Below are 19,368 nucleotides of genomic sequence, written 5' to 3' on the forward strand. Positions count from 1 at the left end.
CAAAACCTCCTAGAATAGTGGCCGATACCTTTCATTTAATCTGAGCGCCTGCAGTTCGTCGTGAATCGTAAAGAGCATGCCACTCAAAATTAAAAAGAGTCCGGGAATCATGCTGACTTTGAACAGACTCTCATCCTTCAAGACAAACAAGATCGGAAGTCCAGCCAAGATAACGTTAAAGACTGCACCTATCAGAGCAAATCGGAGAACCAAGCGATTGATAAAGCGACTAGTATCCTCACCGGGATAGACTCCGTAGATGTAATCTCCTGATTGCTTCATCCGATCTGCGATTTGTTGACCACTCACATTGACAAAGGCAAAGGCAATGCTAAAGACAAAGAGGATAAGGATATAAGCATAGATCCACAAGGGTTTCCCCATCGCATACTGCTCCAGTATGGCAGGGTAGAGAGGATTACCCTTATCCAGATGTTGAAGCAAGATCAAGAGATAGGAAGGCAAGCCCATGAGACTCATCACATACATATAAGGCATGCCACCTGCAGGATTGAGCATGATTTCCAGATAAGAATAGCGTTTAAAGCGAGAATGAAGCCCGATTTTATTGATAGGAATGCGGTATCTAGCTCGGTAAAAGAGAACAACTAGATAGGTAAAGAGGACACCAAGCACTACCAATAGGAAAAGCAGCCAAGGAGAGATCTTATGAACTTGGACCGATTGGATGATGTCCTGAGGGAGTGAAGCCACCATACTCGCCAATAAAATGACGATTGGGCCTCCAACTCCGATAGACGCATTGATGTCAGACAGCCAAACTAAGAAGAAGGTCCCCGCAACCAAAAGGCTGGTATTGAGGAGAAAAACCAAGAAGGGATTGTAGGGGGCTTGGACAGGGAGGTTTGTCGTCAAGGCCAAGGCCTGAATCAAGGCAATCCCTAACGTCAAGTACATTTTCCGTCTATCCTGGACTTCCGAAGAAACCGAGTTTAAGCCCAGTTTCTTTGAAAAGGAAAACATCTGCCACAAGATCATAGCTGACATCCAAGGGGAAAGTCCGATTGAAAAGAGAGAGAGGCTACGAAGATTTCCACCAGTCAGGGCTACTGAAAAGTCCAGATAGGCTGCGCTTCCTCCGAGAAAATTCCGGCTATTGAGGTCAACAAAAGGAAGAGCCAGACGACTCCCGAGCACATAAATAAAGAGCAAAAACAGGGTGTGCATCCCTTTTTTTACTGCTATCGATGAACGAAATTCTTTCACTAGCTCCTCCTTTTCATTTTATCTTTCTGTCCTGTCACATGGGACCAATCTTGTCCTTCCATTTTAGAATTTTCAAATCTATATCTCAGTTTTCGTGAGCTTTCTCGTCCAGATAAGCTGTCAGAGCTGCTACCATTTCTTCCGGTTTTTCTGCTGAGAAAACACCTGCATAGGCACTTTTAGGTAGTTCCTGGGACTGGGTATTCTCAAAACTCAAGATTGGTTTATCAAAGCGTGAAACATAGTCATAAACAACACTCAACTTGTCATCGTGGTTAATATCAAGGTAGACATCTGTCTTCTGGATCAGTTTCTCAACCAAGAGAGGAAAGGTATTGGGATAGAGGGTAACATTTTCAAAACGTGACAAGAGCATGAGTTCCGGCGCCATTGTCGTATAGGCTGCGATGTAGAAATGCACCTCTGGCAAGGCTTGAACCAGATAGTCGATTTTCTCAAGATGCCAGGAATTGGTCAAATTAAGACAAGTCATAGCTGGCTGGTAGACTGTAACTGAATAGTCAATTCCAGCCTGACGCCATTTTTCAGTAATGGCAGACCACTCCATCAGATGATAGTGCCACCAAACCTCACGCAAACGCCCAACCGAATGAGTATTCCAAGGTTTGTCTTGGGATAGGAAGTGCAAGATGGCTGGCAAGGGCTCTAGGGGAATCTGGAAGATAAATTCATGTCCATGTGAGGCAGCCCCACTGTCAAAACCAATCTGGAAATTATAGTTCTGATCTAGAGGAGCATAGCTATCATGAAAGAGCATATTGAGAATGGACTGGTCTCCCTCACTCACATGTTGGTGTTCCCGCTCCGTCAACTCAACTAGCTCTTGTCTCACAGCTTCTGCTCGCCATTTTTTGTTATTAATCAAGAGTACACCTGCATTAAAGCCAACCCCAACTCCAAAACAAGATGGTGTGGCAGCCAGGTAGTTTTCACCCAAGTCCATTTCAAAGAGGGACGTCAAATCAGCCGTCACTACCAGATCGCTGTCCAAGTAAAGTACCTTGTCCTCTTCAACAAAATCAGGGATAAAGTAACGGGCAAAGGTCATGTGGTTGATATGGGGCAATTTGTTACTCCAGTTCATCTGAAACTGGGCACCAAGCATCTTGACATCCACCAACTCACCACCCATTTGCTCTACTATCGGTCTGAGAGCGCGGAACCATTCTTGGGGAATATCCTGGTTAAAGATATAGACCTTGACATGGCTATTATGATAGCAGAGAGACTTGAGCGCTGTTTCAATCTGGCGGATATAGGCATAATCTCCTGCGAGAACAATTGTTTTTTTCATTTAGTTTCCTTCAGTTCACAACGACTGCTTCTGTGATTCCAAAAGCGTGCGGATAGACTCGATCATTTGACCTACGGCTGCTGGTGAGTAAACATGACTGTAACCACTCGAGTCATGACTAGTGGTCTCAAAAGCAAATATAGGGATTTCTCTTTGCTGCACCTCTTGGATAATGTTTGCAATTTCATCCTCATGATTGATATCTAAGTAAAAGTCAATCTTTTCCAAGACTTTTTTGACATTCATTGGATTAAAGTAAGGATAGAGGCGTACATTCAGATGCGATTGCAAGTTCATGATTTCCGGCGCAAAATTGGTATGAGCTAGGATAGAGAACTCAACATCTGGCAGTTCTTGGATCAGGTGTTCGATTTGCTCTATGTGACACGTATTGGTAAAAATAGCGGTCGCATACTGGGGAGCCTTAACTAAAGATGCCAATCCTTTATGGAAATCACATTTTTTCATGACAATATCAGACCACTCTAGTCCGTAGTAAAACCACCAGTCCTCCCTGAAACGGTTGAGGTTGATTTGGTACCAAGGCTTGTCCCCTGTATAATGGATAATCTTGGCTGTCTTCTCAGTAGCAAGAGAATCCCTATACCAAGAATCCATCTGGTAATTTCGAGCCACTGTATCCATACCAACCATAAAATTATAGGTAGCTGGCAAAGGTTTCCAACGACCTTCAAACAGGTGATTTAACACACCCTGATCACCAAAAACTTGGTCATGCAGTTGGTCTGTCAAACTCAACAAGTGCTCCGTCACCTTTTCTTGGCGCCAGAGAGCCACATTAATCAGTAAGACACCTGCATTAAAAGTGCTAGGAACTAGAGCATCTGCTACAGCAGCTACTGGCCAGTCCTCCATGTCTTCTAAAAAGAGTTGATCCAGGTCTGATCTAACGATGATATCCGAATCCAGGTACAAGGCTAGGTCTTCGCTAACAAACTGAGGAATAAAATAACGAAAGAAAGTTGCATAACTTAGGTGGGCTAGTGGCAAACTATACTCTTTCAAACCTTGATGACTAATCTTGACATTGACGATTTTTGAGGCTAGAGGTTCTAAACGTCTCTCCATGAGCTGAAACCATTCTGATGGCAAATCATCATTGAAAACATAAAAAGTCACTGCTCGGTTATGGGCACAGATTGACTTGATTGTTGTTTCAATCTTGTCCATATAAGCATTATCACCACCGAGTACAATGGCTTTTTGAAGCTCTTTTTTCATTTCGTCTCCTTTTCTTTTCACATTCTTTTGGCTACTTTTCTACTACTATAGTTCTGATTTTTTCGATGATTATCTCACCTTCCTATTATACCTTTTCCCCTAGTTTATTTCAAACTCAAAAGAGGATTTTCCCCTTCTCACATACAGAAAAAACCTTTGAAAAATCATGTTTTCAAAGGTTTTCCATTTTACTATTTATTCATTGATTTTTATATCTTATCAATGACTTTCTTGATCGTCATTCTGACTCTTCTTGGCAAGAAGACCGATACCTGTCACAGCTGTCAATGCTCCCAACAAAGCAGATGCTACCGAAGTCGACGCTCCTGTATTTGGCAAGGCTTGTTTCGGCTTGCTTGAAGCGGATTGACCTTGGCTTGCAATGTTTGCCATTGAGAGAGAGGTGCTTGTTAAAGTAGATGTCAGAGTACTTGCTGATGCAGAACTACTAATAGAATCTGAAGTCGAGAGACTAGTGCTAATCGACGTTGACTCGCTCACTGACATACTTGCTGAAATCGAAGCACTTTCTAGAGTCGATTCACTGGCTAACATGCTAGCTGAGAGTGATGCGCTCGTTGAAATAGATTCGCTCACTGATGTACTTGCTGAGATCGAGGCACTTTCCAATGCTAACTCGGCTGCTAGCATACTTGCAGAAGTTGAAGTACTTGTTGAAGTACTTGTTGAAGCAGATTGACTCGAGCTTGCCGATACAGACTCAGTTGTGCTGACTGACGCTGACTCACTCGCACTTACAGAAGCGGATTGGCTGAAGCTTACGGAAGCTGACTGGCTAGCGCTCACTGACTCGGATTGACTGGAGCTGGCTGATGCAGTTTCGCTTGTGCTGACTGAGGCTGACTGGCTAGCACTTGCTGAGACAGACTGACTCGAACTTACTGAGGCTGACTGGCTCGCGCTGACTGATGCTGACTCACTTGCGCTCGTTGAAGCTGATTCGCTGGCACTTACCGATGCTGACTGGCTTGTGCTCGCTGAAGCAGACTGACTAGCGCTCGCTGAGGCTGACTGGCTTGAGCTGACTGATGCCGATTCGCTGGAGCTGACTGATGCAGACTGACTTGCACTCAATGAAACGGATTGACTGGCGCTCAATGAAACGGACTGGCTAGCGCTGGCTGAAGCGGATTGGCTGGAGCTTACAGACGCTGACTCACTTGCTCTTGCAGATACAGATTGGCTGGCGCTGACCGATGCAGATTCACTTGCGCTGACTGAGGCTGACTGACTGGCACTTGCCGATGCTGACTCACTTGAACTTACTGACGCAGATTCACTTGCACTTGCCGATGCTGACTCACTTGCGCTGGCTGAGGCGGACTGACTGACACTTGCCGATGCTGACTCACTTGAACTTACTGACGCCGATTCACTTGCACTTGCCGATGCTGACTCACTTGCGCTGGCAGATACAGACTGACTGGCGCTCAATGAAGCGGACTGGCTCGAACTTACAGATGCTGACTCACTTGCGCTCAATGATGCTGATTGACTTGCGCTTGCTGAAGCGGATTGGCTAGCGCTCAATGAAGCCGATTGACTAGCACTTACTGAAGCCGATTCGCTCGAGCTGACTGATACTGACTGGCTTGAGCTGACTGAGGCGGACTGACTTGCACTTGCCGATGCCGATTGACTAGCACTCAATGAAGCCGATTGACTAGCACTCACTGAAACTGACTGACTCGAACTTGCTGAAGCTGATTCACTTGCGCTGGCTGAAGCGGACTGGCTAGCGCTCAATGAAGCCGATTGGCTCGAACTTACTGAAGCCGATTCGCTCGAGCTGACTGATGCTGACTGGCTTGAGCTGACTGAGGCGGACTGACTTGCACTTGCCGATGCCGATTGACTAGCACTTACTGAGGCTGATTGACTCGAGCTTGCCGATGCAGACTGACTAGCGCTTACTGATGCTGACTCACTTGCACTCAATGATGCGGATTGGCTTGCGCTTGCTGAAGCGGATTGGCTTGCGCTCAATGAAGCCGATTGACTAGCACTTACTGAAGCCGATTCGCTCGAGCTGACTGATACTGACTGGCTTGAGCTGACTGAGGCGGACTGACTTGCACTTGCCGATGCCGATTGACTAGCACTCACTGAAACTGACTGACTCGAGCTTACTGAGGCTGATTCACTTGAGCTTGCCGAAGCGGATTGACTCGAGCTTACTGAGGCTGACTGACTAGCGCTCGCTGAAGCGGATTGGCTCGAGCTTACTGAGGCTGACTGACTCGAACTTGCCGACGCAGATTGACTAGCACTTACTGATGCTGACTGGCTAGCGCTGGCTGAGGCCGATTCACTTGCGCTCGCTGAAGCGGATTGGCTGGCACTCACTGATGCGGACTGACTCGAACTTACTGATGCTGACTCACTCGAACTTACTGAGGCTGACTGGCTCGAACTTGCCGAAGCAGATTGACTCAAGCTTACTGAAGCGGATTGGCTGGCACTCACTGAAGCGGATTGGCTAGCGCTGGCTGAAGCTGACTGACTCGAGCTTGCAGATGCTGACTCACTTGCGCTCGCTGACACGGACTGACTCGAGCTTACTGATGCAGACTGGCTTGAGCTGGCTGAGGCGGATTGACTGGCACTTGCAGATGCTGATTGGCTTGAGCTTACGGACGCTGACTGGCTGGCACTTACTGAAGCTGACTGACTAGCACTCAATGAAGCGGATTGACTTGCGCTCACTGACGCTGACTGGCTCGCACTCACTGAAGCCGATTGACTTGAGCTCACCGATACAGATTGGCTCGCGCTCGCTGAAGCGGATTGACTCGAGCTTACTGAAGCGGATTGGCTGGCACTTGCTGAAGCGGATTGACTTGAGCTGACTGAGGCTGATTGACTCGAGCTCACTGAAGCGGACTGACTCGAACTTACTGAGGCAGACTGGCTCGAGCTCGCTGAGGCGGATTGACTCGAGCTTACGGAAGCCGATTCACTTGCGCTCGCTGATGCTGACTCACTTGCACTCAATGATGCAGATTGGCTTGAGCTCGCTGAGGCGGATTGGCTGGCGCTGGCTGAAGCGGATTGACTGGCACTTACTGATGCAGATCGGCTTGAGCTCACTGATGCAGATTCACTTGCGCTCACTGAGGCGGACTGACTCGAGCTCACTGATGCAGATTCACTTGCGCTCACTGAAGCGGATTGGCTCGAGCTCGCTGAAGCGGACTGACTCGAACTTACTGAGGCAGACTGGCTGGCGCTCGCTGAGGCGGATTGACTCGAGCTTACCGATGCTGATTGGCTGGCACTCACTGATGCGGATCGGCTCGAGCTCGCTGAGGCGGATTGGCTGGAGCTTACTGATGCAGATTGGCTGGCACTCACTGATGCGGACTGACTCGAACTTACTGATGCAGACTGACTTGAGCTTGCTGAAGCGGATTGGCTGGCACTCAATGAAGCTGACTCACTTGAACTTACAGATGCGGACTGGCTAGCACTTGCTGAGGCTGATTGGCTCGCACTTACCGATACTGACTGACTAGCGCTCACGGATGCGGATTGACTTGAACTCACCGATACAGATTGGCTCGCGCTCGCTGAAGCGGATTGGCTGGAGCTTACAGACGCTGACTGACTAGCACTTGCAGATGCAGATTGACTCGAACTCGCTGAAGCAGACTGGCTATTACTTACTGAAATTGACGCTTGATTTGGCGTGATTTGTCCATTAAATGTATCTGAAACCAAACCATCCACTGTCGTACTTGCAGTCACTGGTCCACTAGGAAGTCGTCCTCCATTGCGATCATATACTTTCTTCAAGTCAGTTGCAGTAAAGGTTACACTGGTAGAACTCCCCGTTGCCTGTTTGGTAAATGTTTCACCTGCAATTGTTAAAGTAACTGTCCCACCTGGAGCAACCCCATCTACCGTAATCGCTTGATTTGAGAGCCCACCTTTTTCGTTAAGATATTGATTCTCTATCCTTGGCGTCTGAGGGCGCACATTAAAGCTCACGTCAATTTCATCCGTACTTCCATCTGGATAAGTTACCACCGCTGTCAAAGTATGCCGACCAGCAGACAAATTCGTATTGGTTCCAGATTTCCAAGTATAGGTTGTTCTAGTTCCCTTAGTAATTCCTGTAGTAGGTAATTCTGGCGTCCCTGTAGCATTCGTGATGTACTGACTGGCTTCACCAACAGAAACAGTCCCTGAATTGGCAGTTAGAGTAAAGTTTCGATTCACCTCAGCATTGATAGCTGGTTCGTACTTTTCAGACTGAGCATGGACTTCAAATTGAATTGCGGCAGGGTTGGCTGTTAAATCTTTTACAAGACCTACGTCAGTAGTATTTCCGCTAAAATTACCTTCCTGATCATAGGTGAAAACATAACGAGTCCACAAACTATTTACTGCTTGATTTTTTCCAACAGAACCCGTGATTGAAACGGTGAAAGGATTTGATGCTGTAGCATTTCCATCTTTGGCTAGTTTATTTGTCGGAACAATCATGCTGATACTTTGACCATTACTCGTAGTGAATGAGACAACGGTTGAAGTAGCCGGATAGGCCGCGGGAACAGCAGTAGGAACAAATTTTGCATGTTCAATTCGACCACTGTTATCAGTAAACTCAATGGTCCCAGAAAAATTTTCTTCTCGATAAATTTTAAATTTTTGCCCTTCTAGAACTGCGCCACCTGTAACGGTTATTTTCTGAAGTTCTGGCTTCTCAGTATCCCTAGCAGATCTGAAGCTAGCGGTATTTGAAGCTTGGGTCAAAGCTTGTCCATTTCTGCTGTCACGAAGTCCAGAGTTGGCACGTAATACAGCATTTGCAATACTGTTTCGAGCTTCTGTAGCTTTTTGTAGGATAGTGGCAAGGTCAGAAGCCTCACCTTTCAAGGCTTCTGCTATCTCATTCTTCGTTAGACTAGCCTTCGTGATCGCCTCATCCGAGTTCGGAAGTCCCTGCGCTTGAGCTAGAAACTGCCCAATCTCAGCAGACAAGGCCTCTAATTTCTTCCGTTTTTCTTCATTTTGTTTTTCCGTCATGGCAACGGAAGTCATTGTGAGACCTGATTCAGCCGTCACATCTTCATTCTTTACAAGACCAGACTCACTTTGAGGCAAGGATTCTGTAGAAAAATCAACTGCTTTTAATTCTTTTGAAGGTTGTGATTCTTTCACTGTCTCCCGAGCTGGCTCACTTGCTTGGTACTGACTTTGAACACCAACTGAAGCTCTCTCTGACAGATTACTATTCGCTTGATTTTGTGTTCCAAGGGATTCACTTGAACTAGCAGTTACACTTTGACTGTTTGCCAAAGATTGACTAGTAGAAGCAGATTGGCTCATCGACTGGCTCATACTAGAAGAGCTTGAGGCACTGATGGACTGACTCGTAGAGGCAGATTGACTGGCGCTCTGCGAATTTAATTCTGACAATGACTGGCTTTGACTGGTAGACAGAGACAAGCTAGCAGTATCTTGATGATCCTGAGTCGTCCCCAGTACTACTGAATCTCTCGTCGCCAAGTTATCTTTTGATTCGACAGTCTTTTCAACAGCGACTGCATCATTGGCATAAACACGCGTTTGCGTCGCAGCAAAACCACCTAAGATCGTCCCCGTAGCTGCTATCCCTTTCAAGACATCCAAGCCCGTCAACTTCTGACCTTCTTGCTTTTCAACCATTTCTGTCTTTACTTGGCTCGTATCCGCGCTTCCACGCATCACCTTAAATAAGCCAAAAAGGGAAGTCGAGGCCCGTAGCCAATGCTTCCCTGATTTGATTAATTTGTACCGTGTCACACGGTCTGTTTCTCTATATTCACCCTTCTGGCGTCTAAAAAACATGTTCATCCCCTCAACTTGAAAAAGATCTATTCACCTATAAAATACTATCTTTTTATTATATACCAAATATACCGACAATTCAATATCTATAATATATCCCAAAGAAAGAAAATGATTTCAAAAATAACTTGATTTCAAATCTATTCTGTTTTTTCAATATAATCTTCATTTTATTATTCTGTTAATATATTTTAATTATTTTTTAACCATTTCTATATACTTTAAAATTTGAGCACATAATTCCAATTAAGCAGGGAATTAATTTTTATTCAAAATATAGAAAAAGCCCATGAATCAATAGCATCCACAGACTTTTAGAAGTAGAGTATTTATAGGCAGTTTCACAAATGAATTAATAAGGCCGGTAGCCGAGGCAACTTTCTATCCTTTCCAACAAAAAATTCCATACTAATTAATAGCCGTAATCTACGACACTGAGTTTTACAAATCGATTTCATTTGTAAAACGTGGTTACGACGGAAAAATCCACGAATCGATAATATTCGTGGATTTTTCCTAGTGAAGCGTTTAGGTAAGCCGATTTTACACTACGACACGGAGTTTGGCAAATCGATTCTATTTGCCAAACGTAGTTAGTAAGGCAGTTAGCTAGTTCGCCAAATAGCGACTAGCGTCCAACAATTAGGAACTTTAGTTCCAATTGTTGGTGCTGAGTTACATCTTCTCCTCCAACTCTACGTCTGGATACTTGTCCGCAAACCAGCGAAGAGCAAAGTCATTTTCAAAGAGGAAGACAGGTTGGTCAAAACGGTCTTTAGCCAAGATATTTCGGCTTGATGACATCCGTTCATCCAAGTCCTCAGGCTTGATCCAACGAACGGTCTTTTTACCCATTGGGCTCATGACCACTTCCGCATTGTACTCGCCTTCCATACGGTGCTTAAATACTTCAAATTGAAGTTGACCAACAGCACCTAGCATATACTCACCTGTTTGGTAATTCTTGTAAAGCTGAATGGCTCCCTCTTGCACCAATTGCTCAATCCCCTTATGGAAGGATTTTTGCTTCATGACGTTCTTAGCAGAAACTTTCATGAAAATCTCAGGGGTAAAGGTTGGCAGTGGTTCAAATTCAAACTTGTTTTTTCCAACCGTCAAGGTGTCTCCAACCTGATAAGTACCGGTATCGTAAACCCCGATGATATCACCTGCTACGGCATTGGTCACATTCTCACGACTTTCTGCCATAAACTGGGTGACATTAGAAAGCTTGGCAGTCTTCCCAGTACGAGGCAGATTGACACTCATCCCTCGCTCAAACTCACCTGATACGATACGGACAAAGGCAATGCGGTCACGGTGACGAGGGTCCATGTTGGCTTGGATTTTAAAGACAAATCCTGAGAAATCCGTGTCATAAGGATCCACAATTTCGCCATCTGTTTTCTTGTGGCCATGTGGTTCTGGAGCAAACTTAAGGAAGGTCTCAAGGAAGGTCTGCACCCCAAAGTTAGTGAGGGCTGAACCAAAGAAGACTGGAGTCAGTTCTCCTGCAAGAATAGCTTCTTCTGAAAATTCATTTCCTGCTTCTTGCAACAGTTCGATATCGTCCTTAACCTGAGCGTAGAAAGGATTGCTGCCAAAGAGCTTGTCCCCATCTTCCAGACTAGCAAAACGCTCATCCCCTTTATAAAGTTCCAAACGTTGGTTATAGAGGTCGTACAAGCCTTCGAAGGCTTTCCCCATCCCGATTGGCCAGTTCATAGGATAGCTCGCAATACCTAGGACTTCTTCTAGTTCTTGCAAGAGATCCAGTGGCTCACGACCGTCACGGTCCAGCTTGTTCATAAAGGTAAAGACTGGAATGCCACGGTGCTTGACAACCTCAAACAATTTCTTGGTTTGGGCCTCGATACCCTTGGCAGAGTCGACGACCATGACGGCAGCATCCACCGCCATCAAGGTACGATAAGTATCTTCTGAGAAGTCCTCGTGCCCTGGTGTGTCGAGGATGTTCACGCGCTTACCATCATAGTCAAATTGCATAACAGATGACGTGACCGAAATCCCACGTTGTTTCTCAATATCCATCCAGTCAGACTTGGCAAAAGTCCCTGTTTTCTTCCCTTTTACCGTACCAGCCTCACGAATCTCACCCCCAAAGTAGAGCAACTGCTCAGTGATGGTTGTCTTACCCGCGTCCGGGTGGGAGATGATAGCAAAAGTACGACGTTTCTTAATTTCTTCTTGAATAGTCATAAGTTCTCTTTCTTTGATGTTCTATTTTTAGTTGTTTCAGTAGCTAAGAATGATGTTTACATTGGATTTTACCATTCCTTTCAACTCTCCATTATAGCGGATTTGGGGGAGTTTTTCAATTGCTCATCCGATGAAAAGGCGAGCTAGAGTAAAGATTGCACCTGATTTCTCTTTTTCCACCGTTTCTTGAACAAGATATCAAAGAGAACCAGAGCCAGCGAAAGGATGACGGACACGAGAAGGTATTTTAACCACAGGGGTGCATCCGGAATAAAAGGTGTCTTGTTTAACAAACCATAATTTCCACCCGTCACCTGATTAACCCCAACTAGAAAGAGATTGAGAATAAAGGTATAGGCTACAATCATATATTTCTTGAGCAAGGTCTTGTCATAGTGATTCATCAAGTAAACCAAGGAATTCACTAGAAGGGCATAGTGCCCAATCAAAAATGAAAAACTGGTGATATGGGGGAAATCATAGGGATCAAAAACTGGGTAAACCAAAGCAAATACCGCTCCACTAGCTCCTAAAAGAGCAAAATACTGCTTGCTCCGCCATTTATCGGGCAAGAAAACCACCGCAAACATAGCCAAACGACAATGATAAAAAGGAAGGCTGTTAGAAAAGGGAATCCCAAAACCAACATACCAGCTATATAGGGCTAGCAACTGGAGGATCTGAATCCCCTTAAACAAGCGAACAAATTTCGGATTATTATGATAAGCAAGTGCTCCATAAATACAAAGCACTAAAGTAAGCATCATAATCCCATACCAAAAGAGCGAAATGGGAGGAGGAACCGTTTGAGATCTGGTGATAAATTGATGGAACATATTTCTATCCTAACTCTTATTTTTTCTATTCTCTAGTTTAACCATTATAGCGAATTAAAAGCGATTTTTCAATTTCTATTTCTTTTCAGTTTGGCTCCCTTATTTATAGGAAAATATGGTAAAATAGAACAGACTAAAAATCATCATTTCACGAAAGGATGCAAGATGAAAATTACGCAAGAAGAGGTAACACACGTTGCCGATCTTTCAAAATTAAGATTCTCTGAAGAAGAAACTGCTGCCTTTGCGACAACCTTGTCTAAGATTGTTGACATGGTTGAATTGTTAGGCGAAGTCGACACAACTGGTGTCGCACCTACTACGACCATGGCTGACCGCAAGACCGTACTCCGCCCTGATGTGGCCGAAGAAGGAACAGACCGTGACCGCTTGTTTAAAAACGTACCTGAAAAAGAAAACTACTATATCAAGGTACCAGCTATCCTAGATGATGGAGGAGATGCCTAATGACTTTTAATAACAAAACGATTGAAGACTTGCACAACCTCCTTGTATCTAAGGAGATTTCAGCTACTGAATTGACCCAAGCCACGCTTGAAGATATCAAGTCTCGCGAGAAAGCTATCAATGCTTTTGTCACTATCGCTGAAGAACAAGCCCTTGCTCAAGCTAAAGCCATTGATGAAGCTGGAATTGACGCGGATAATGTCCTTTCAGGAATTCCACTGGCTGTTAAGGATAATATTTCTACTGACGGCATCCTCACAACTGCTGCCTCAAAAATGCTCTACAACTACGAGCCTATCTTTGATGCGACAGCTGTTGCCAATGCCAAAGCCAAGGGTATGATTGTTGTCGGAAAAACCAACATGGACGAGTTTGCCATGGGTGGATCAGGTGAAACTTCTTACTACGGTGCCACTAAAAATGCTTGGGACCACAGCAAGGTTCCTGGTGGTTCATCAAGCGGTTCTGCCGCAGCTGTAGCTTCTGGGCAAGTCCGCTTGTCACTTGGTTCTGATACTGGTGGTTCCATCCGCCAACCTGCTGCCTTCAACGGGATCGTTGGTCTCAAGCCAACCTACGGAACCGTTTCTCGTTTCGGTCTCATTGCCTTTGGTAGCTCATTAGACCAGATTGGACCTTTTGCACCAACTGTTAAAGAAAATGCCCTCTTGCTCAATGCGATTGCTAGCGAAGACGCCAAAGACTCTACCTCTGCTCCTATCCGCATCGCTGACTTTACTTCAAAAATCGGCCAAGACATCAAGGGAATGAAAATTGCTTTGCCTAAGGAATACCTTGGTGAAGGGATTGACCCAGAGGTTAAGGAAACCATTCTGAATGCCGCTAAACACTTTGAAAAACTTGGTGCCATCGTCGAAGAAGTCAGCCTTCCTCACTCTAAATACGGTGTTGCCGTTTACTACATCATCGCTTCATCAGAAGCCTCATCAAACTTGCAACGCTTTGACGGTATCCGTTATGGCTACCGCGCAGAAGATGCAAGCAACCTTGATGAAATCTATGTAAACAGCCGTAGCCAAGGTTTCGGTGAAGAGGTAAAACGCCGTATCATGCTAGGTACTTTCAGCCTTTCATCAGGTTACTATGATGCCTACTATAAGAAAGCTGGTCAGGTCCGTACCCTCATCATCCAAGATTTCGAAAAAGTCTTTGCGGATTACGACTTGATTTTGGGACCAACTGCTCCAAGTGTTGCCTATGATTTGGACTCACTCAACCACGACCCAGTTGCCATGTACTTGGCTGACCTTTTGACCATCCCAGTCAACTTAGCAGGTCTCCCAGGAATTTCAATTCCTGCTGGATTCTCTCAAGGTCTACCTGTCGGTCTGCAATTGATTGGTCCTAAATACTCAGAAGAGACCATTTACCGAGCTGCTGCTGCCTTTGAAGCAACAACAGACTACCACAAACAACAACCCGTGATTTTTGGAGGTGACAACTAATGAACTTTGAAACAGTCATTGGACTTGAAGTCCACGTAGAGCTCAACACCAATTCAAAAATCTTCTCACCTACTTCTGCCCACTTTGGAAATGACCAAAATGCCAACACCAACGTGATTGACTGGTCTTTCCCAGGAGTACTTCCGGTTCTCAATAAAGGTGTTGTCGATGCTGGTATCAAGGCCGCTCTTGCCCTCAACATGGACATCCACAAAAAGATGCACTTCGACCGCAAGAACTACTTCTACCCTGATAATCCAAAAGCCTACCAAATTTCTCAGTTTGATGAGCCAATCGGCTACAACGGCTGGATTGAAGTGGAGCTAGAAGACGGTACGACTAAGAAAATTGGTATCGAGCGCGCTCACTTGGAAGAAGATGCTGGTAAAAACACCCACGGTACAGATGGCTACTCCTATGTAGACCTCAACCGCCAAGGAGTACCATTGATTGAGATTGTATCTGAAGCCGACATGCGTTCCCCAGAAGAAGCCTACGCTTACCTGACAGCTCTTAAGGAAGTTATCCAGTATGCTGGAATTTCTGACGTTAAGATGGAAGAAGGTTCGATGCGTGTGGATGCCAACATTTCCCTTCGTCCTTATGGTCAAGAAAAATTCGGTACCAAGACTGAGTTGAAGAACCTCAACTCCTTCTCAAACGTTCGTAAGGGTCTTGAATACGAAGTCCAACGCCAAGCTGAAATCCTTCGCTCAGGTGGTCAAATCCGCCAAGAAACACGCCGTTACGATGAAGCTAACAAGGCAACCATCCTCATGCGTGTTAAGGAAGGCGCTGCTGACTACCGCTACTTCCCAGAACCAGACCTACCACTCTTTGAAATCTCAGATGAGTGGATTGAGGAAATGCGTACAGAATTGCCAGAGTTTCCAAAAGAACGCCGTGCGCGCTACGTATCTGACCTTGGCTTGTCAGACTACGATGCCAGCCAGTTGACGGCAAACAAAGTCACTTCTGACTTCTTTGAAAAAGCTGTTGCCCTCGGTGGCGATGCCAAACAAGTCTCTAACTGGCTCCAAGGTGAAGTCGCTCAGTTCTTGAACGCCGAAGGTAAAACACTGGAACAAATCGAATTAACACCAGAAAACTTGGTAGAAATGATTTCCATCATCGAAGACGGCACGATCTCTTCTAAGATTGCCAAGAAAGTCTTTGTCCACCTGGCTAAAAATGGCGGTGGCGCGCGTGAATACGTGGAAAAAGCAGGCTTGGTGCAAATCTCTGATCCAGACATCTTGATTCCAATCATCCATCAAGTCTTTGCCGATAACGAAGCTGCCGTTGCCGACTTCAAGTCAGGCAAACGCAACGCAGACAAGGCCTTCACAGGATTCCTTATGAAGGCAACTAAAGGCCAAGCCAACCCACAAGTTGCCCTTAAACTGCTTGCGCAGGAATTGGCCAAGTTGAAAGAAAGTGAGTAATTTACTCTTTATACACTTTTTTCTACTTTTAAGACGAGAATGAGACAAGGAGAATAAATGAACACATTTTTACGATTGCTATTTGTCTTAGTCATCATCGCTATGTTAGGCGCTTCTATACTACAAATTTTCTTTCCATCGTACATGGGAAGCCACTCCGGGTACGGAATATCTGCTGGTTGGCAACGAGAAATTGGAATATGGAATTTAGCTGTATTGATTATTATTCTCGCTGTCAATATTAAATACGATTGGTTCTACCTACGAATCGCACTTCTTGCTCTCATTATTGGCGGAATTGGAATAGGAACAAATCACTTACTCAATTATATGGAGTATCACTCTCCTGTAAATGCTATCGGTGCTTTTGAAAATTACTTGCTAGCAATAGGATGGATTGTGGGATGGATCATTGAGCGCCATTCCATAAAGAAGCTAAATGCTAGTAAATAACGCCTAGTATATCTTAGATGATTTTTAAAGGTTATTAAATAGTTTAATAATCATTCGAATTCAGAATTCTACCTTTTCAATCATATAGTTAGGAGACACATGAAAAAGTTTTACGCTCTTTTAATGACCTGTTTATTACTTGTTTTTCTATCCGTGCCTCAAATCGTTGATGCGGGTGTCGGACATTCCAGAAGTGGAGGGAGCAGCCGCAGTAGTAGCCGCTCAAGTGGAGGTGGAAGTCGTTCTGGCGGATCATCATACAACTACTACCGCTCTGGATATGGATCATCCTCTAGTAGCTCTACTAACTCATTCGAAATGGGATTGGCATTCCTGATTGCCGCAGGAGTTTTCCTAGTTCTTATCTTTCAATCCTCGCAGAATAACTCAGAAGATTCAAGTTCAACAGACACTAGTAATGATTCTCAAACTCTCCATCGTCGAGTTGAACACAACACACGGGCCATTAGTCTTGTGAAATACGGGGATCCAAACTTTGACGCGGAAGCTTTCACATCTTGGGTTAAGGAAGTCTACCTTAAATTGCAGGTTGCCTGGACTGAGAAAAATTGGAACTCTGTCCGCGCTTTAGAAAGTACCAGTCTCTACTCCCAACACAGTGCCCAACTCGAAGACCATATTCGTGCTAAAACAACCAATGTTTTAGAGAAAGTTTGTATCGAAAATGTTCGCATCAAGGAGTTCATTGAAAATCCTGACGGAAACGATACCTTAGTGGTGATTCTATCATCAATTTTACGAGACTATGTCATTGACGATGAGACTCGCCGTGTCATTGAAGGAGACCCTAAAAAAGATCTCTTCACCGTGTATCAATTGAACTTTATCCGTCAACACGGTAGCCAAACGCAAGTAGTCAATCCAGACGAAGTTGTGAGCGACCACTGTCCAAACTGTGGCGCCCCATTGAAAATCTCTGCAGTTAGCGAGTGCGACTACTGTGGTGCCAATCTCTCTCGCAGTCCAAACCAATGGGTACTGGATACCTATGATGTTGTGGATGAAGACGAACTTTATAATTAGGAGGAATTATGGGATTTATACGTGCAGCCTTATCAGCAGGCTTAAATAGTTTTAATGATAGTAAATTCAAGGAAGCCATTGTCCTTCCAGATAATGTCTCTGGCGACGCCTTGGCCGTCAAGGGGCAATTGCTCACAAAAGACCCAGATGGACGTTCTCGTCACAGCAATCAAAATACAGGCCTCTTGTCAGATGGCAGTGTGGTTATCGTTCCCCAAGGTTATACCGCTGTTTTGGTAAACAACGGTACCTTCCTTGGTGAAGTCCTCGAAGCTGGTAGCCACGAATGGCAAGCTGGTGATAACGCCTGGCTCCTTGAAAAAGGTGGTTTAAAAGGCACTTGGGAAAACTTTAAAAACCGTTTCTCTTTTGGTGGACAAGTCATCACCCAACAGGAAATTATCTTTATCCGCATGCAACCCATTGCAGGCAATAAGTTCGGCACACAAAATGCGGTCGAATACTTCAGCGAACGTTACCAACAACTGCTCAACATCCGTTTCTATGGCTTGTTTGATGTAAAAATAGCAGACCCAGTCCTCTTCTACGTGAGTTCTGTTAGCCGTCAAATTACTGACGGACAGCCATTTACTCTCCAAGATGTAGCTCAAGGAACGCTCCGTCAAAATATCGCACCGAAAATCGCGATTGCCATCGCCAAATATACCAACGAAAACAAGGTTGATATCTATAGCCTAAATGCCAATCAAGACACCTTTAACGAACTCGCTAAACAAGAGGTCAACAAGGTTTGGACAGGTCTCTACGGGATTGAAGCAACCAATATCTTGCTTGAAGACCTCAGTTACGACCAAGAAAGTCTTGATATCGTTCGCAAACTTGATAGTGAGCTCGTGGCAATGAAGTACAACACGATTGAAATCGAAGAACGCCGTGCTCGAAACGAAGCGCTTATTGCTGCAGCTGCCAATGAGGGGAATGGCAATGGGATGAACATGTTTATGGGCATGAATCTCGGCCAAACTCTGGGTGGTCAATTAAGCCAACAAGTTCAAAATCAAGCACCGGCTCAAAATGCTGGACAAACTGCCAGCAAGAATTTTTACATCGAAGTCGATGGAAAATACGTCCTCGTTACTAAAGACGAAGATGGAAATATCGTACCAGTCAACTAATTAAGCTCCTTCTGACATTTGAGTAATGTTGTCTTTTATGGTACAATAAAGAGTAAATTATTTTATTAAAGAGGTAAAAACATGATTGAAGCAAGTAAATTAAAGGCTGGTATGACCTTTGAAACAGCTGACGGAAAATTGATCCGCGTTTTGGAAGCTAGCCACCACAAACCAGGTAAAGGAAACACCATCATGCGTATGAAATTGCGTGATGTCCGTACTGGTTCTACATTTGACACAAGCTACCGTCCAGAGGAAAAATTTGAACAAGCTATCATCGAGACTGTCCCAGCTCAATACTTGTACAAAATGGATGACACAGCCTACTTCATGAACACAGAAACTTACGACCAATACGAAATTCCTGTAGTCAACGTTGAAAACGAATTGCTTTACATCCTTGAAAACTCTGATGTGAAGATCCAATTCTACGGAACTGAAGTGATTGGTGTTACCGTTCCTACTACTGTCGAATTGACAGTTGCAGAAACTCAACCATCTATCAAAGGTGCTACGGTTACAGGTTCTGGTAAACCAGCAACGATGGAAACTGGACTTGTCGTAAACGTTCCAGACTTCATCGAAGCAGGACAAAAACTCGTTATCAACACTGCAGAAGGAACTTACGTTTCTCGTGCCTAATCTCTAGAAAGAGGTCAT

The 19,368-nt window shown here is 44.8% G+C and carries 13 protein-coding genes; 7 read left to right on the forward strand and 6 right to left on the reverse strand.

Going from position 1 to position 19,368, the window contains the following annotated elements; translation table 11 throughout:
* Positions 1-9: 9 nt before the first annotated feature.
* The 6 genes from secY2 to MK395_RS06560 all read right to left on the reverse strand — a co-directional run bounded on the left by secY2 (position 10) and on the right by MK395_RS06560 (position 12,696).
* Positions 10-1,227, reverse strand: coding sequence for an accessory Sec system protein translocase subunit SecY2 (gene secY2, locus MK395_RS06535; protein WP_268711529.1), 1,218 nt, complete (start codon positions 1,225-1,227; stop codon positions 10-12).
* Between the two features lie 85 nt (positions 1,228-1,312).
* Positions 1,313-2,542 carry a glycosyltransferase gene (locus MK395_RS06540; protein WP_268711530.1) on the reverse strand — a complete coding sequence of 410 codons (1,230 nt, stop codon included), beginning with the start codon at positions 2,540-2,542 and terminating at the stop codon, positions 1,313-1,315.
* Positions 2,543-2,557: 15 nt separating this feature from the next.
* Entirely contained in the window at positions 2,558-3,784 is a 1,227-nt protein-coding gene (locus MK395_RS06545) for a glycosyltransferase (protein WP_268711531.1), read from the reverse strand.
* A 219-nt stretch (positions 3,785-4,003) separates the two neighbouring features.
* The gene (locus MK395_RS06550; protein WP_268711532.1) at positions 4,004-9,640 is read right to left on the reverse strand and encodes an accessory Sec-dependent serine-rich glycoprotein adhesin; all 5,637 of its coding nucleotides are present in this window, start codon (positions 9,638-9,640) and stop codon (positions 4,004-4,006) included.
* 675 nt (positions 9,641-10,315) lie between these two features.
* Positions 10,316-11,860: a peptide chain release factor 3 gene (locus MK395_RS06555; RefSeq protein WP_125414003.1), complete on the reverse strand. Its 1,545-nt coding sequence runs from the start codon at positions 11,858-11,860 to the stop codon at positions 10,316-10,318.
* A gap of 143 nt (positions 11,861-12,003) precedes the next feature.
* Positions 12,004-12,696 carry a YwaF family protein gene (locus tag MK395_RS06560; RefSeq protein ID WP_268711533.1) on the reverse strand — a complete coding sequence of 231 codons (693 nt, stop codon included), beginning with the start codon at positions 12,694-12,696 and terminating at the stop codon, positions 12,004-12,006.
* A 165-nt stretch (positions 12,697-12,861) separates the two neighbouring features.
* On the opposite strand from MK395_RS06560, the gene gatC reads away from it, so the two are divergent.
* The 7 genes from gatC to efp all read left to right on the forward strand — a co-directional run bounded on the left by gatC (position 12,862) and on the right by efp (position 19,350).
* Entirely contained in the window at positions 12,862-13,164 is a 303-nt protein-coding gene (gene gatC, locus MK395_RS06565) for an Asp-tRNA(Asn)/Glu-tRNA(Gln) amidotransferase subunit GatC (RefSeq protein WP_125840366.1), read from the forward strand.
* A complete protein-coding gene (gene gatA, locus MK395_RS06570; protein ID WP_268711534.1) occupies positions 13,164-14,630 on the forward strand; it encodes an Asp-tRNA(Asn)/Glu-tRNA(Gln) amidotransferase subunit GatA in 1,467 nt (488 codons plus the stop codon). The genes gatC and gatA overlap by 1 nt, the downstream gene beginning before the upstream one ends.
* Positions 14,630-16,075 (forward strand): Asp-tRNA(Asn)/Glu-tRNA(Gln) amidotransferase subunit GatB, encoded by a 1,446-nt coding sequence (gene gatB, locus MK395_RS06575; protein ID WP_125413457.1) that lies wholly within the window; start codon positions 14,630-14,632, stop codon positions 16,073-16,075. Before gatA ends, gatB begins: the two co-directional genes overlap by 1 nt.
* Positions 16,076-16,132: 57 nt before the next feature.
* Positions 16,133-16,528 (forward strand): hypothetical protein, encoded by a 396-nt coding sequence (locus MK395_RS06580; protein ID WP_268711535.1) that lies wholly within the window; start codon positions 16,133-16,135, stop codon positions 16,526-16,528.
* Between the two features lie 99 nt (positions 16,529-16,627).
* Positions 16,628-17,572 carry a zinc-ribbon domain-containing transport protein gene (locus tag MK395_RS06585; protein WP_268711536.1) on the forward strand — a complete coding sequence of 315 codons (945 nt, stop codon included), beginning with the start codon at positions 16,628-16,630 and terminating at the stop codon, positions 17,570-17,572.
* A gap of 8 nt (positions 17,573-17,580) precedes the next feature.
* Complete coding sequence (locus MK395_RS06590; protein ID WP_268711537.1) at positions 17,581-18,708, forward strand: SPFH domain-containing protein; 1,128 nt, start codon at positions 17,581-17,583, stop codon at positions 18,706-18,708.
* Positions 18,709-18,789: 81 nt separating this feature from the next.
* Positions 18,790-19,350 carry an elongation factor P gene (efp, locus tag MK395_RS06595; protein ID WP_000568640.1) on the forward strand — a complete coding sequence of 187 codons (561 nt, stop codon included), beginning with the start codon at positions 18,790-18,792 and terminating at the stop codon, positions 19,348-19,350.
* The last annotated feature ends 18 nt before the right edge of the window (positions 19,351-19,368 follow it).

Origin of the sequence: Streptococcus oralis, from assembly GCF_026782085.1 — a bacterium.
Classification (GTDB): domain Bacteria; phylum Bacillota; class Bacilli; order Lactobacillales; family Streptococcaceae; genus Streptococcus; species Streptococcus oralis_DA.